This window comes from Microbispora sp. GKU 823, from assembly GCF_002027145.1.
Classification (GTDB): Bacteria; Actinomycetota; Actinomycetes; order Streptosporangiales; family Streptosporangiaceae; genus Microbispora; species Microbispora siamensis.
In genome coordinates this window covers 22,003-36,628 of record NZ_MWJN01000037.1, presented here as the reverse complement: position 1 = coordinate 36,628, position 14,626 = coordinate 22,003, and the positions used below count along the sequence as shown (strand labels likewise).

16 protein-coding genes and 1 pseudogene are annotated in these 14,626 nt (G+C 73.5%); 9 read left to right on the top strand and 8 right to left on the bottom strand.

Features of this window, described 5'->3' with window-relative positions; translation table 11 throughout:
* Positions 1 to 4: 4 nt before the first annotated feature.
* From B1L11_RS20545 to B1L11_RS20535, 4 genes and pseudogenes are all read right to left on the bottom strand, one after another.
* Positions 5 to 637, bottom strand: a complete 633-nt coding sequence (locus tag B1L11_RS20545) for a LysE family transporter (RefSeq protein ID WP_079315981.1) — start codon at positions 635 to 637, stop codon at positions 5 to 7.
* A gap of 51 nt (positions 638 to 688) precedes the next feature.
* A complete protein-coding gene (locus B1L11_RS51480; protein ID WP_256862752.1) occupies positions 689 to 961 on the bottom strand; it encodes a cupin domain-containing protein in 273 nt (90 codons plus the stop codon).
* A 68-nt stretch (positions 962 to 1,029) separates the two neighbouring features.
* A pseudogene (locus tag B1L11_RS51475) lies at positions 1,030 to 1,233 on the bottom strand (helix-turn-helix domain-containing protein); the annotation flags it as partial.
* Between the two features lie 187 nt (positions 1,234 to 1,420).
* Positions 1,421 to 2,245, bottom strand: coding sequence for a transcriptional regulator (locus tag B1L11_RS20535; protein ID WP_218671217.1), 825 nt, complete (start codon positions 2,243 to 2,245; stop codon positions 1,421 to 1,423).
* A 58-nt stretch (positions 2,246 to 2,303) separates the two neighbouring features.
* Between B1L11_RS20535 and B1L11_RS20530 the strand changes: the two genes are divergently transcribed.
* Together B1L11_RS20530 and B1L11_RS20525 are read left to right on the top strand one after the other, a co-directional pair.
* A complete protein-coding gene (locus B1L11_RS20530) occupies positions 2,304 to 3,506 on the top strand; it encodes a hypothetical protein (protein WP_079316013.1) in 1,203 nt (400 codons plus the stop codon).
* Positions 3,507 to 3,579: 73 nt separating this feature from the next.
* The gene (locus B1L11_RS20525) at positions 3,580 to 4,398 is read left to right on the top strand and encodes a VOC family protein (protein ID WP_079315980.1); all 819 of its coding nucleotides are present in this window, start codon (positions 3,580 to 3,582) and stop codon (positions 4,396 to 4,398) included.
* 10 nt (positions 4,399 to 4,408) lie between these two features.
* On the opposite strand, the gene B1L11_RS20520 is transcribed toward B1L11_RS20525, so the two are convergent.
* Together B1L11_RS20520 and B1L11_RS20515 are read right to left on the bottom strand one after the other, a co-directional pair.
* The gene (locus B1L11_RS20520; RefSeq protein WP_256862741.1) at positions 4,409 to 5,608 is read right to left on the bottom strand and encodes a sensor histidine kinase; all 1,200 of its coding nucleotides are present in this window, start codon (positions 5,606 to 5,608) and stop codon (positions 4,409 to 4,411) included.
* A 225-nt stretch (positions 5,609 to 5,833) separates the two neighbouring features.
* Entirely contained in the window at positions 5,834 to 6,292 is a 459-nt protein-coding gene (locus B1L11_RS20515; protein ID WP_079315978.1) for a MarR family winged helix-turn-helix transcriptional regulator, read from the bottom strand.
* A gap of 102 nt (positions 6,293 to 6,394) precedes the next feature.
* Here B1L11_RS20515 and B1L11_RS51470 point away from each other — a divergent pair, with 102 nt between their 5' ends.
* Together B1L11_RS51470 and B1L11_RS20510 are read left to right on the top strand one after the other, a co-directional pair.
* Positions 6,395 to 6,649: an MFS transporter gene (locus tag B1L11_RS51470; RefSeq protein WP_256862740.1), complete on the top strand. Its 255-nt coding sequence runs from the start codon at positions 6,395 to 6,397 to the stop codon at positions 6,647 to 6,649.
* Positions 6,556 to 7,812, top strand: coding sequence for an MFS transporter (locus B1L11_RS20510; protein WP_256862739.1), 1,257 nt, complete (start codon positions 6,556 to 6,558; stop codon positions 7,810 to 7,812). Before B1L11_RS51470 ends, B1L11_RS20510 begins: the two co-directional genes overlap by 94 nt.
* A gap of 103 nt (positions 7,813 to 7,915) precedes the next feature.
* On the opposite strand, the gene B1L11_RS20505 is transcribed toward B1L11_RS20510, so the two are convergent.
* Together B1L11_RS20505 and B1L11_RS20500 are read right to left on the bottom strand one after the other, a co-directional pair.
* A complete protein-coding gene (locus B1L11_RS20505; RefSeq protein WP_079315977.1) occupies positions 7,916 to 8,752 on the bottom strand; it encodes a hypothetical protein in 837 nt (278 codons plus the stop codon).
* Between the two features lie 46 nt (positions 8,753 to 8,798).
* Positions 8,799 to 10,148, bottom strand: coding sequence for a hypothetical protein (locus tag B1L11_RS20500; protein ID WP_079315976.1), 1,350 nt, complete (start codon positions 10,146 to 10,148; stop codon positions 8,799 to 8,801).
* Between the two features lie 157 nt (positions 10,149 to 10,305).
* Between B1L11_RS20500 and B1L11_RS20495 the strand changes: the two genes are divergently transcribed.
* From B1L11_RS20495 to B1L11_RS20480, 5 genes are all read left to right on the top strand, one after another.
* Positions 10,306 to 10,659 (top strand): AraC family ligand binding domain-containing protein, encoded by a 354-nt coding sequence (locus B1L11_RS20495; RefSeq protein ID WP_079315975.1) that lies wholly within the window; start codon positions 10,306 to 10,308, stop codon positions 10,657 to 10,659.
* A gap of 51 nt (positions 10,660 to 10,710) precedes the next feature.
* A complete protein-coding gene (locus B1L11_RS20490) occupies positions 10,711 to 11,799 on the top strand; it encodes an adenosine deaminase (RefSeq protein ID WP_079315974.1) in 1,089 nt (362 codons plus the stop codon).
* Complete coding sequence (locus B1L11_RS20485; RefSeq protein WP_079315973.1) at positions 11,796 to 12,260, top strand: PH domain-containing protein; 465 nt, start codon at positions 11,796 to 11,798, stop codon at positions 12,258 to 12,260. Before B1L11_RS20490 ends, B1L11_RS20485 begins: the two co-directional genes overlap by 4 nt.
* Entirely contained in the window at positions 12,236 to 12,376 is a 141-nt protein-coding gene (locus B1L11_RS46990; protein ID WP_179155245.1) for a hypothetical protein, read from the top strand. The genes B1L11_RS20485 and B1L11_RS46990 overlap by 25 nt, the downstream gene beginning before the upstream one ends.
* Positions 12,377 to 12,442: 66 nt before the next feature.
* Positions 12,443 to 14,620: a histidine kinase gene (locus tag B1L11_RS20480; protein WP_218671216.1), complete on the top strand. Its 2,178-nt coding sequence runs from the start codon at positions 12,443 to 12,445 to the stop codon at positions 14,618 to 14,620.
* Positions 14,621 to 14,626 lie beyond the last annotated feature (6 nt).

The following is a 14,626-nucleotide window of genomic DNA, read 5'->3' as shown; positions in this document are numbered from 1 at the left end:
GCGGTCAGCGGGGGATGAGCAGCGCGCCCATGCCGACGAACAGGCCGCCGGTGAGCATGTCGAGCCGCTTCTTGAGCCGCCGGTAGCCCCTGGTGATCCACGGGCTGCCGGCCAGGAAGGCGACGGCGGAGAACCACGCGAAGGCGATGGCCAGCATCGCGCCGAGCGTGGCCGCCCGCATGACGAGGTCCGTACGATGCGGGAGCAGGCTGGCGAACAGGGCGCCGAAGAAGACGAGGGCCTTGGGGTTGGCGAGGTTGGTCAGCAGCCCGGCCCGCCACTCGCGGAGCATGCCACGCCGCTCCCCGGCGACCGCCGGAGCCGTGTCGTCGTCGGCAGGCGGTGTCCGCCGGCGGGCGGCGCGGATGGTCGCCACCCCGTACGCGACGAGGAACAGGGCCCCGGCGACCCGGGCGCCGGTGTAGAGCCACTCGAACCGCTGCACGAGCACGGTGACGCCGAACAGCCCGGCGACCGCCCAGATGCCGATGCCGGTGACGACGCCTGAGGCCGCGCGCACGCCGCTGCGCCGCGATCCGCCGGCCGAGTATCTGAGCACGATGAGGAAGTCGGGGCCGGGGCTCATCACCACCAGGATCCAGACGCCGAGCAGGGGGAGTATCGGCAACCACGACATGACGGGTCCTTCCTGGCCGGGCTCGGCCGGCCGGGGACGGGGTTGACCGGCTCAGCCGGCCACGGGCGAGGCGATCACGACCGTGACGTCCGCCGGGCCGTCGCCGGTGCGGTAGCGGTGCGGGCGGTCGCCCGCGAAGGCAAGCAGGTCGCCCGGCCCGAGGAGACGCGGGTCGTCCTCCGGGCCGGCCGTGACCTCGCCCGCGGCGACCAGCAGGTGTTCGACGGTGCCGGGCGCGTGTGGGACGCCGTCGAGGTCGGTGTGCGGGGGCATGCGCAGCCGCCATAGCTCCAGGCTGTGCCCGCTGCCGATCCGGCGGAGCATCTCCGCGTCGGGCCGTCCGCCGCCGCGGGTGTCGAGTGCAGGTGGACCGGGCCGGCGTCGGTGTCCCTCGTCAGCAGGTCGGTCAGCGGGATGTGCAGGGCCAGCGCGACGGCTTCCAGCGTCTCGATGGTCGGGTTGCCGGTGCCCGCCTCCAGGCTGGACAGCGTGGCCTTGCCGAGACCGGCACGGCGGGCGAGCTCGGCCGCGCTCATCCCGCGCTGCCGCCGCCGCAGCCGGATCTGCGCGCCGATCGCCGCCGCCGCTCCGCTCATGAAGGCATCTTCAACAGAACCATACGTTCACTATACCGAACGAGAGTCGGCATCGTTCGCCGCGACGGCGTCGCCGAGGGGCGTGGCGGTAGTACAGGACCGATCGCCCGGCCCCGGCGGCGCCGTACGAGACCGGCGTCGAGGAGCACCCTGAGGTGGCGGCCCACCGACCCCAGCCCCTGGCCGGTCAGCGCCACGAGGTGGGTCGTGCTCTTCGGCGCGCGAGCAGCACGAGCACCCGCGCCCGCGCCGGGCCGAGCAGCCTGCCGAGCGCCTCGGGCACCGGCGCCCGCCCGGGCTCGGCCAGCGTGCCCGAGCAGGGGTAGACCAGGGCGTAGTGCTGGCCCGCCGTCCAGGCGGTCCACGCCTGGCGGGGGGTGACCGGGACGAACATCAGCCTTGCCCCGCCGATCTGCCTCGGCGGGTAGTCGTAGGTGTTGATCTGCAGCCGGTTGCCGCCGAGCCAGCGCATGCCCTTGCGCATGTCGTTGAGCGCGGCGGCCCACCCGCCCTGGCTCACATGGCCCACGCGGGCGACGATGTCGGCCTCCATGATCCGCCGGCGGCGCGGCCAGTCGGGCAGCACGGTTCGGGTCCACACCCACTCCAGCAGGCCGGCCGCCCGCTCGGGCAGGTCGGTACGGCGCAGCGGCTCCGGCAGCGGGCCGCGCAGCGCCACCTCGATGTCGGCGTACGCGGTCTCGGGCGGGGTCGCGCGGACGCGGGCCACTTCCTCCTCGAAGGAGGCCTCGCCCTCGCCGGTCGGAGCGGGCGTGAGGAAGTCGGCGATCCAGTTGCGTCCCCGCGCGGCCTTCAACAGCAGCGCCGTGATCGGGTCCCCGGCCAGGCGGGACCGGTAGGCGGGCAGGTGCGTGTCGAGCCATTCCCGTTCGCCCGGATGCGCCGCCGACGCCCTCTCCAGCGTGAACAGGCAGGCCGTGGCCTCGGCCAGCGGGGAGATCACGAATCGGCTCTCCGCGAGGGTGTCGGCGTTGACCAGCCACCAGCCCATGTTTCGCCTCCCCGCGAAACAATAACGGCGCAGGGCGGCGGTGATCGAGGCTCCCGTCATGCGCACATATCGGGAACTGTTCCGCACCCCCGAATTCACGCCCTTGTTCGCCGTCGCGTCCGCCCAGGTGGCGGCGTCGACCGTGAGCGGCCTGGCGCTCGGCACGCTGGTGTACGGGGCGACGCGGTCGCCGCTGCTGTCGGCCCTGAGCATGTTCGGCGCGTCCTTCGCGCAGGTGCTCGGGGCGACGGTGCTGCTGTCGGCCGCCGACCGGCTGCCTCCGCGTGCCGCGATGACGGCGCTCGCGTTGGTCCACTGCGCCGGCACGGCCGCGCTCGCCGTGCCCGGGCTGCCGCTGTGGGCCGTGTTCGCCGTGGTCCTCGGCATGGGGCTCGCCGCCTCCCTCGGCGGCGGAGTCCGGTTCGGGCTGCTCAACGAGATCCTGCCCAGGGACGGTTATCTGCTCGGCCGCTCGGTGCTCAGCATGTCGGTCGGCGTGCAGCAGATCATCGGCTTCGTCACCGGAGGCGTGCTCGTGAGCGTGTTGTCCCCGCGCGGCACCCTGCTCGCCGGGGCGGGGCTGTACCTCGCCGCCGCGGCCGTCGCCCGGTGGGGGCTCACCGCCCGCCCGCCCCGCGCGCAGGGACGGCCCTCGCCCGCGGAGACCTGGCGGATCAACCGCGCGCTCTGGTCGTCAGGGGCGCGCCGCCGCCTCTATCTGGCTCTGTGGGTGCCGAACGGCCTGATCGTCGGCTGCGAGTCGCTGTACGTCGCCTACGACTCCCGGCACGCCGGGCTGCTGTTCGCCTGCGCCGCCGCCGGGATGCTCACCGGGGACACGCTGATGGGACGGTTCGTCCCCAGGTGGTGGCGTGAGCGGCTGAGCGCTCCGCTGCGGCTGCTGCTCGCCGTGCCGTACCTGGTCTTCCTCCTCCACCCGTCACTGCCGGTCGCGGTCGCCGCCGTCGTGCTCGCCTCGGCCGGATATTCGGCCAGCCTGCTGCTCCAGGAACGCCTCATGGCCGTCACCCCGGAGGAGATGAGCGGGCAGGCGCTCGGGCTGCAGTCGTCCGGCGTGCTCACCATGCAGGGGGTCGGCGCGGCGATCGCGGGGGCGGTGGCCCAGTTCACCTCGGCCGCTGCCGCCATGGGCGTGATGGCGGTGGCCTCCGTCGCGGTCACCCTCGCGCTGGCGTCCGGCCTCCGGGCCGACGCGGCCACGGAGGTCGGCTCCTCCACGCCTGCCGGGAGAGCGGCGTGATCAGCCGTACGAGGGCGGTGTGCCAGGGTGGTCCTGCCGAGCCGGACCGGCCGGACGCGCAGAGGGGAGAGTCATGTCCGATCAGCGGGGCATCCGGCATGTCGAGATCGGCGTCGCCGACCTGGCCCGCTCGCTCGACTTCTACCGCGATCTGCTGGATCTCACCCCCGCCGAGGGGCCGGCGGAAAGCGCGGGCGTCGCATGGCTATCGGCGGGGTCCGTGTTGCTCAAGCTGGTCGAGACGGGCGATGGCGATCTCGGCGGCTGGGTGAACGACGACCTCCAGCGCGGCATCCGGCACATCGGCTTCAAGGTCGGCGACGTCGATCTGCGGGCCGAGCGCGTCCGCGACGCGGGGGTGCCCTTCACGCTGCCGCCGCTCGACGCGGTCGGCGGCGTGCGCATCGCGTTCTTCCAGGACCCGGACGGCACCCACCTGGAGATCACCGACAACCACCTCCGGTATCACCGGGTCGCCTCGCCTGAACTGGCCGAGCGGGAACGGCTGGCCGCCCTGAGCAGGCCGCGTACGGCGCCGCCGGTCTTCGACCACGTGGCGGTCACGTCCGCCGGCCTCGACGCCGCGCTGGCCTTCTACCGGGACACGCTCGGCTACGAGGTCATCGGCCAGATAGCGCAGGACCAGGACGCGCGAGGCTTTCTGATCACGTACCTGCTGGCCGGGGACGCGGTCCTGGAGGTGTTCACGTTCACCGCCCCGACGACCGCGAGCCCGTGGACCCCCGACCCGTGCCGGCGGGGTTTCCGGCACATCGCCATCGCCGTCCAGGACCCGGAGGAGGCGGCCTCGCGGCTCACGGAGGCGGGCGCGAGGGTGGCCCAGAACGGCGTGCTGGTGGACGCGGACGGCGTGCCTCTCGTGACCGTCTGACCCACGATGATCAGACGGGGCGCCGGGCGCCGACCGGCAGCGGGATCAGGGCCTCGACCACGGTTCCGCCGCCGGGCCTGGAGGTGAGCGCGCAGGTGCCGCCGAGTTCGGCCGCACGCTCGCGCATGGAGGCCGTCCCGACTCCGGCACGTGCCGCCGGGGGCAGCCCGGCGCCGTCGTCGCTGATCCGGACCCGCAACGTGCCGGTCCGCGTCACCTCGACCTCCGCCGCGCCGGCGCGGGCGTGCCTGCGGACGTTGGTGAGCGCCTCCTGCACGATGCGGTAGACGGCCGTCTCCACGGCGGGCGGCAGACCGGCCAGGTCGCCCGACACCGTGACCCGGATCGCGGGTGGTCCCTCCCCGGCGAGTCCCCGGATCGCCCCCTCCAGGCCGAGGTCGTCCAGTGCCGGGGGACACAGGCCGTACACGAGCCTGCGGATGTCTCCCGCGACGGCGTCCATCCCCGTGCGCAGGTCGGCGAGCAGGGTGTCGGCGGCCGGTGCCGAGTCCTTCAGCATGACCCTGGCCATGTTGATCGTCATGGCCATGGTGCTCAGCGTCTGGCCGAGGCCGTCGTGCAGGTCGCGGCGGATCCGCCGGCGTTCCTCCTCCCGCGCGGCGAGTACGCGCTCCCGCGAGCGCCGCAGGTCGGCGGACACCCGCACCGCGTGCGCCGCGTCGGCGGCGTAGGGCGCGAGCGCGGCCAGCACGCGGTCGTGCGCGAGAGAGAACCGGCGCGGTCCCCGCGAACCGATGAGGAGGCTGCCCACCAGCTCGCCGTGCCAGACGAGAGGGATCCGCCGGGGATCGGCGCCGACGTCGCCGCACTCCAGAGGGCCGGGCAGCCCGTCGGTGACCTCCACGGCCACGCCGGTGACGCCCAGGCCGTCATGGAGGGCGGCGACCACGGACGCCAGCGCCTCGACCGGCCCCGCCTGGCGCAGCCGGTCAACGAGCTCTTCGGCGAGGAGCCGGGGATCGCCCGCGCCGCCGTACGGCATCCTCTGTGTCCGGTGCCGGAGCACGCGCCACACGCGGGGGAGAAGACTGCCGGACAGCCCGGCGGCCAGGACGCCCACGAGCCCGGCGGCGCCGACGCCGGCCAGGTCGAGACCGGTGACCGGCGACGCGGCCGTGGCGGAGACGAGCACGCTGGCAGGTGCGATCGCGGCTGGCGCCGCCAGGGCGATCACGGCTGAGGCCCACATGGCCTGTACGGGGTGGGGGACGAGCTCACGACGGGCACTCCTCGGTGGCCGGCGGACCATCCGCCGCCTACCGAGAACGATGACCGAGCTCGGTCCCGGTTCGCATGAGCCCGCCGTCCCCTTCCGGCATGCGATTGTCCCGTCCGGATGGGACACGGGCAACGGGACACGGGCAGCGCAGAGAGCGCGTCGTGCCTGCTCACCTGTGGTGGCAGGCACTCCCGATCAGACGGGGCGGGACGCCTCGTCCGATACGGGCGGCGCGTAGCCGGCGTTCACGAGGTGGGGGAACAGGTGCGCGGACAGGACGGCCCGATGGGTGGGGGTCGCCTCCGCGTGCCGTCGCCGGCCCTCCTCGGTGACGTGCACGAACACCCCGCGCCGGTCCGCCTCGCACAGCGCGCGGGCGACCAGTCCCTCACGTTCCAGCCGGGCGATGAGGCGCGACAGCGCGCTCTGGCTCAGGTGGACCTGGCCGGCGAGCTCCTGCACGCGGAACTTGACCGTATCCGGCTCCGTGCAGAGGGACTGGCCCTCCACGAGGCGCTCCAGCACCTCGAACTCGCTCACGCCGAGCCCGTGCTTGTCGCTCAGCTCCCGCTCCAGCGCGCACGACACCTCCGCGTGTCGGGCGAGCAGTTCGCGCCAGGCCATGACCACGAAGCCGGTGTCGGTGTCGTTCATGCGAGCCGCCTTTCTGGGCGCGACCATACCATGCGCACGCATTAGATGCAAACGCATTAATTGCTTGTGCATTGAATGCATGTGCATGTAAGTTCCCGTGACATGACTTCCTCCACTCAGGACGAGCGCTGGGGGGCCCGCCTGTGGGGTGCCCTCACCGTCCTCTGCGCCGTCGTGTTCCTCGACGCCCTTGACGTGTCGATGGTCGGGGTGGCGCTCCCGTCCATCCAGGCCGATCTCGGGATGTCCACCTCCTCGCTGCAGTGGGTGGTGAGCGGCTACGTGCTGGGGTACGGCGGTCTGCTGCTGCTCGGGGGCCGGACCGCGACCTGCTCGGCCGCCGCCGGGTCTTCCTGACCGCCCTGGCCGTCTTCGCGGTCGCCTCGCTGCTCGGCGGGCTGATGAACGACGGGACGCTGCTGATCGCGGCCCGTTTCGTGAAGGGCGTCAGCGCCGCGTTCACCGCGCCCGCCGCCTTGTCCATCATCACCACGACCTTCGCCGAGGGCCCCGCCCGCAACCGGGCCCTGAGCATCTTCACCGCCTGCGGCGCCAGCGGGTTCTCGCTCGGACTGGTCCTGTCCGGCGTGCTCACCGAGATCGGATGGCGCTGGACGTTCCTCATGCCGGTGCCCGTCGCGATCACCGCTCTGGTGGCCGGGACGCGGCTGCTCCAGCGGGGCGAGGAGCGCGGCGAGGGCGGTCAGGACCTTCTCGGCGCCGCGACCATCACCGCGGCCATGCTGCTCCTGGTCTTCGCCGTGGTGGAGGCGCCCAAGGTGAGCGTGGCGCGCACCGTGGTGTCGCTCGCCGGGGCCGCCGCCCTGATCGGCCTGTTCGTCTGGCTGGAGCGCCGGGTGCGGCACCCGCTGGTCCGGCTCGGCATCCTGCGCTCCGCGCCGCTCGCCCGGGCCAACTTCGGCCTGGTCATCCTGTTCGGCTCGTACGTCGGCTTCCAGTTCGTGGCGATGCAGTACTTCCAGAACCTGCTGGGCTGGAGCGCCCTGGAGACCGCCCTCGCGTTCCTGCCGTGCGGGCTGCTGGTCGCGATCAGTTCGACCAAGATGGGCGGGTTCGCCGACCGCTTCGGCACCGCGCGGCTGATCGTGGTGGGCTCGGTGGCGCTGCTCGCGGGGTACGCGGTGTTCCTGCGGGTGGACCTCCACCCCAGCCTGCTCACGATGGTGCTGCCGGGCATGGTCCTGCTGGGCATCGCGTTCGCGCTGTCGTTCCCCTCGCTCAACATCCAGGCGACCGCCGGGGTCGATGACGAGGAGCAGGGACTCGCCTCGGGCCTGCTGAACACCTCCGGCCAGGTCGGCGGAGCCGTGGTGCTGGCGATCGTCACCGCCGTCCTGACCTCGGGGGCGGACGGCGGCGACCCGATCGCCCGCTTCCGCGCCGCGATCGTGGTCTCGGCCGGGTTCGCCCTTGTCGGCCTGGCCGTCGCCCTCACCGGGCTCCGGTTCAGGCGACAGCCGGCCGAGGCACGGGAGGAGCCGGTGCTGGAGGCGGTCTGACCCGTCCGCCGGTTCCCTGCCGTCGTCGGCAGAGGGGGCGTCCCGGTCGCCGGGGCGCCCTTTCCGCCGTCCGGGTCGGCAGGTCGGGGCCAGCAGGTCCGGGTCAGCGCAGCGTGCCGGGGACCCAGAGGGCGGGCACCCCGCCCGCCTCGTCCAGAGAGATCGGCCGGGCCGCCCCGGTGCGCACGTCGACCGCGTGGACCGAGTATTCCTCGTCGTCATCGTCGCGGATCCGCTCCGCCTCCACGATCACCTCGTGCTCGCTCGCCCAGCCGCGTACGGCGATGAGGTGCGCGTCCTCGGGGAGGGCCGCCTCGCGGCGGGTGAGCACCCGGCCGGTGGCGGAGTCGAGCGTGACCAGCAGGCCGTGGTCGTCCTCGGCCGGGTGGGCGCGCTCGGCCGCCACGGCGACGGCGCGTCCGTCCGGGGAGACCGCGGCGCCGGCCTCGAACAGCGCCGAGTCGATCGGCGTACGGCTCAGCGTGCGCCCGTCCGGCCGCACGCGCAGCAGAACGGTGGTGGTGAGCCGGCCGGGAACCGCGTCGCTGTCCCACGTGGCCGTGCCTGTCACCGTGCCGTCGTCCGAGACGGCGAGGACCCGCATCCGCCGCGGCAGCGCCCTGACCCGATAGCTGGTGAGGTTCTGCACCCGCGGATGGAGTGCTTCGGCGGCCGGGCCGAAGTCGGCGGCCATCCACCGTCCGCTGGGGGAGATGACGAGGTGGGTGTCCTCCGGTGACACCTCCTCGCCGAGCGGGACCATGTCGGTCCTCCTCGTGGTGGTGTCGCGCCGGTCGATGAGGACGAAGTCGGACGACGCCGCGCTGAGGTAGACCAAGCGGTTGCCGTCCAGGCTGATCGCGAGGAGAGGATGCCAGCCGTCGCTGAGGGCGGGGGACACGTCCGCCACGCGCCACTGCTCGCCCGTGGTCGCCACCACCCGCCACTGGGCGCAGCCGTTGTCGGCGAACTCCTCGGCGAACTCGTCATAGTCGTCGGCCGTGCAGAACCCTCGGTAGGCGAAGCGTACGGGGGCGGCAGGGCGGGCGGGAGCGTGGGCGCCGCGGCGCTCTCGTCGAGCACGCCGGGGGAGGCGCCGTCCGCGCTCTGCCCGGAGCGCCCGAGCAGGCCCGCCGCGCCGAAGGCGAGGGGTACGACGACCAGGGCGGTGGAGCGTGACGCTCATGGTGGTGACCAGGGCGCGGCGTCGCGTGCCGTGCCGCCGGCCGGCCCGCGCGGCCTCGGCGGCGAGCGGGACGGGGGTCGAGCGCGGGCATCCCCGCGGACAGGACGGCCAGCTCCCTGCGCAGCGCCGCCTCCCACGGGCCGTCGCCCCGGTGGTCCGGACCGCTGCTCCCCGGCGGAGAGGCGGGAGCGGCGGGCGGGGCGAACGGTGCCGCAAGAGGCCTGGTTTCTGGGAACGCGGCCTCCGCGGGCCCGGTCTCCGGAAGCGCCGACTCCGTGAGTGCGGTCTCCGTGAGTGCGGTCTCCGGGAGCGCGGTCTCCGGGAGCGCGGCGTAGGACACGGGCACCGCGGCGTGGCCCGGCTGCCATGGCGAGGTCCAGGGGGTGGACGAGGGGCCGGACGCCTGGGACGGCGACGCCCATGAGGTCGGCGAGGGACCGGAGGCATGGGACGGCGACGCCCATGAGGTGACCGAGGGGGCGGGCGGCGCGCCGCGCGTGGCGCCACCCGTATCCGCGTCATCGTCGTCAGGCGCCGCGCGTCGCCGGGCCGTCTCCGGAGGCATCCCCTCCGGTACGGACCCCTCCGAGGCCGGGGAACTCCCGTCCGCGCCGGATCCGGAGGAGGTCTCGTCCGGGACCGTTCCCGCCGTGGACTCCGACGACGCCCCCGCCGGAGACTCCGGCGATGTCGCCGCGACGAACGAGGCGGGCAGGCGGTTGCGCAGTTCGGCGACGGCGAGCACGGTCTCGGTGTTGGCCGTCCGCGCGTCCATGCGGCACAGGCCGGCCGCCTGCCAGGTGGTGTGCCCGTCGTGGAAGCAGGCCACGAGCAGGGCGCGGCGCCGCGGCGTCAGCCCGGTCAGCGCCTCCGCGAGGGCCGCCGCGTCCGTACCGGGAGTGAGGTGGCCGTCCCCGCGCGCGGCTCCGCGGGCGCGCGGGCGCTTCAGGTAGGCCGCGTACAGCGCCTCACGGGCGGCGTGGGCGGGAAACGACCAGCGTACGGTGCTCCAGCGGGCCGCCACGGTCGTGAGAGCGGTCGTCACGAGCGCGCGGGCGGCCTTCGGGTCGCCCGTCAGCGCCAGGGCCGTACGGGCGAGCGGCTGGGCCTGGTCGGCGGTGAAGGCGTCGAATCCCGGCAGGTCTCTCACCGTGGCTCCTCGTCCCTACGGCGACGTGGCCCGTGTCGTGTCTGGTTCACGTCGCGCTCCCGGCCCGGCGGTCTTCTGCCGCCTCTGCAGCCGCTCAAGCGTAGTGCGGGATGTGCACATATGACGTGATTCCGGATCAACTGACACACTGGGCGGCATGGTCAGGAGGATCGAGGGCCCCACCCGCATCCCGGTGCCGGGCGGCAAGGTCATTGAGGAATACGTAGGTCGCGTCAACAGCGGCGACGAGCAGGTCTCCATCGCGCACATGGTGGCCCCGCCCGGCTGGGAGGAGCCCGCGCAGACCCCGGACTTCGCCGAGTACACGCTCGTGCTCAAGGGGTCGGTCGTCGTGGAGCACGCGGGCGGCACGACCGTGGTCGAGGCGGGCCAGGCGTTCGTCAGCGAGCCCGGCGAGAAGATCCGCTACAGCTCCGGGCCGTCGGGCGCGGAGTACGTGGCCGTGTGCCTGCCCGCGTTCTCCCCGGACACCGCCAACCGCGAGGAGTAGGGCCGCCAGGCTTAGGATTGCCGGAAGGACGACGGCGGTCGAGGAGGGTGCATGACCAGGCTGCCCACGCTGGAGGAGATTCGCAGGGCGCCCAAGGTGCTCCTGCACGACCATCTCGACGGCGGGCTGCGGACCGGCACGATCGTCGACCTCGCCCGCGAATGCGGCCACACGCTGCCGACGTATGATCCGGGTGAGCTGGCGATCTGGTTCAGGGAGGCCGCGGACTCCGGTTCGCTGGAGCGCTACCTGGAGACGTTCTCGCACACCGTCGGGGTGATGCAGACCCGCGAGGCGCTGGTCAGGGTGGCCGCGGAGTGCGCCGAGGACCTGGCGGACGACGGCGTGATGTACGCCGAGGTCCGGTACGCCCCGGAGCAGCACACCTCCCGGGGACTGTCGCTCGACGAGGTCGTGGAGGCCGTGCTCGAAGGCTTCCGGCTCGGCTCGGCCGGGCCGGACGGCAGGCCGCGGATCCGGGTGGGCACCCTGCTGACGGCCATGCGCCACCAGGCCCGCTCGATGGAGATCGCCGAGCTCGCCGTACGCTACCGGGACCTCGGCGTGGTCGGGTTCGACATCGCCGGGGCCGAGGCCGGCTATCCGCCCACCCGGCACCTGGACGCGTTCGAGTACCTCCAGCGGGAGAACGCCCACTTCACGATCCACGCGGGGGAGGGCTTCGGGCTGCCGTCGATCTGGCAGGCCATCCAGTGGTGCGGCGCCGACCGGCTCGGCCACGGGGTGCGGATCATCGACGACATCACGGTGTCGGACGACGGCGAGGCCAAGCTCGGCAGGCTGGCGGCGTACGTCCGCGACAAGCGGATCCCGCTGGAGATGTGCCCGACCTCGAACCTGCAGACCGGTGCCGCCCCGTCGATCGCCGAGCATCCGATCGGCCTGCTGCGCCGCCTGTACTTCCGGGTGACGGTCAACACCGACAACCGGCTGATGAGCGGGACGAGCGTGTCGCAGGAGTTCGCGAAGCTGGTGGACGCCTTCGGCTATGACTGGGACGACCTGCAGTGGTTCACGGTCAACGCGATGAAGTCGGCCTTCATCCCGTTCGACGAACGGCTCGCGCTGATCAACGGCGTGATCAAGCCCGGCTACGCGCAGATGAAGTGGCGCGCATGAAGCCGCAGGTCTTCCGGTCGAAGGCGGCCTGGCTGTTCGGCTGGTTCTGGATGCTGTTCGCCGCCTGGAACGTGTGGGACCTGACGGCCCACGGTCGGATGCCCAGCGCGCTTATCGCGGGCGCGGTGCTCGGCGTCATCACGGCGCTGGTCTTCGTGATGGCGTTGCGGCCCGCCGTCGTCGTCGAGGAGGGCGGCGTCCGCGTGCGTAACGTGCTGAGGAACGCCTACGTCCCCTGGAACGGCGTGGACGACGTGTCCGTGACCAACGCCATCGTGATCGAGTCCGGGGACACCACCGTGCGCTGCTGGACGCCCCAGGCAACGGCCCGCGAGCGGGTCAGGGCCGCCGGGCGGCCGCCAAGGCGGCCAAGTCGGCGAACAAGGCCGAGCGGGCGGCGGCCGAGGCCGTCGGCGCCCGTACCCACGCCGACTGGGTGGCCGACCAGCTCACCGAGATGAGCCGGTCGCGCCGGGAGAACTCCTCCGGCGAGACCAGCGTCACCTGGTCGCCGTCCGCCCTGGCGGCCGTCGCCGCCGCGGTCGCCCTGGTCGTGGCCGCCTTCGTCGCCTCCTGATCATGTAGAGCGGCCGGGAGCAGGCGCCGCACGCGACGCTGGTAATCGTTATCCGAAGGGGTCTGGGTGCGTCTGGCGCGAGTGATCGTCGTCGTTGTGCTCGCCGCGCTCGCGAGCGTCTACGTGGTCGCGGGTGCGCCGATCGCACTGGCGGTGTTCGGCGTGCAGGTCCTCTACCTGTTGAAGCTCAGGAAGTGGTGGCTGCTCGCCGCGCAGGCCGTCCTCGTCTACACGGCGAGCGTCGCCGGCGGCGTCTCCACCGGGATCCTGGGCTTCCTGGCCGGTTCGCTGCTGCTGACTCGGGCGCGTGTGCTCGCGCCGCTCGTGGTGGTGAGCGCGGCGCTGATCGACGCCGCCCGCGGCGGGGCGACGGCCGACGCGACGATCACCGTGGTGCTGGTCTCGCTGGTCGTCTTCGGCCTCACCCGGCTCGTGGAGCGCGCGGGCGAGATGCACGGCGCCCGGCTCTCGCTGGCCGCCGCGGCCGTGGCCGCCGAGCGGCTGCGCCTGGCGGCCGAGCTGAACGACGGCCTCGGGCGGAGCCTGGAGGTGATCGTCGAGGGTGGCCGCCGCGCGCTCGCGGAGCCGGACGGCGCGGCCGAGGTGCTGGCCTCGGTGACCGCGACCGCGCGTGCGGCGCTGACCGACGCCCGCGCCGCCTCCGCGAACTACCGCGCCACCTCCCTTGCGCCGGAGCTGGTCACGGCGCGGGCGATGCTCGACGCCGCAGGGATCGCCGTCGAGGTGCGCGGCGGTCACACCGAGCCGCTCGGCCCCGGCGGGGCGCTGCTGGCGAGCGTGCTGCGCGAGGCCGTCACCGACGTCGTACGGCGGGGCACCGCCCGGCTGTGCGTCATCGAAACGAGCGAGCAGGGAGACGAGCGGGGAAGCACCGAGACGAGCGAGCAGCGAGACAAGCGGGGAAGTACGGTGCGGCTGCGGGTCGTCGACGACGGCCACCGCACGGCCGAGGCCCCGGACTTCGACGGCCTCCGGCTGGAGGAGGCGGGCGGCACCCTCACCACCGGTCTGTCGCCCACCGGACGCTTCGTGGTGGAGGCGACGCTGCCCCGCGGCCCTTCCACCGAGACGGGGCACTTCACCCGGCCCGGAGAGACGGGCACCGGCGACGCCCGCGCTCCGCGATCCCCGGCGGACCGAAGGCGGCGATGGCCTCTGCCGAAGCTCGCCCACGAGGCGTCGTACGCGGTGTCCGTCACGGTGCTCGCGGCCGTCCTCGTGGGCTTCAGCGTCAAGGCGCTGCTCCAGCTCCCCGGCGCTCTCGTGGCCCCGGCCGCGGCGTGCCTCGCCGTGATCGTCGTCATGCAGCTCCGCTCCGTCAACGGGCGTCACATGGCGGCGCTGGGGGTGATGGCGGTGCTCACGTACGCGCCCGTCCCGGTCTTCGGACCCGTCTGGCTCGGAGTGGCGGGCTTCCTCGCCGGGCCGGTCCTGCTCGCGTTCCCGTGGCGGGCCGCGTGGCCGATGGTGGTGGCGATCCTGGCGACCGTCGCCGGGGCCGGGATGCTTTTCGGCCTGCCCGCTCCCGTCCTCGCGAACAGCACGATCAGCGCGCTCGTCACCGGGCTGGTGGTCTACGCCCTGCTGCGCCTGGCCCAGATCGTGAAGGAACTCCAGGCCGCGCGGGAGAGCCTGGCCCGCTCCGCGATCGTCGAGGAGCGCCTGCGTGCCGCCCGCGACCTGCACGACCTGCTCGGGCACTCCCTGGCCGCGATCCTTCTCACCTGTGAGCTGGCCCGCCGCCTGAAGTGCCCACGGGAGCGGATCGAGGAGATCGTGGCCATGGCGGAGGGCGCGCGGGCGGACCTGCGCTCGGTGTCGGGCGAGCAGCGGGAGCTGTCCCTGACGGCCGAGGTGGAGTCGGCGCGCACGGTGCTGTCGGCCGCGGGGATCCGGGTGACCGTGGAGCCGATCGAGCTGAACCTGCCCGCCGAGGTCGAGACCGTGCTGGGCACCGTGCTCAGGGAGGCCGTGACGAACGTGCTCAGGCACAGCGAGGCCCGCCACTGCGCGATCACGATGCGCGCCGACGAGAGCGGGTTGCGGCTGCGGGTGCGCAACGACGGGGTGAGTGCGGGAAAGACGCGGCGGGGGTCGTCCGGCATCGGCAACCTGACCACCCGCCTCGCCGCCCTGGACGGCCGGCTGACCTCACACGTCGACGGCGACCTGTTCACGCTGGACGCCTGCGTGCCGCACCCCGCGCCGGTGCCCGCGCGTTAGATCCAG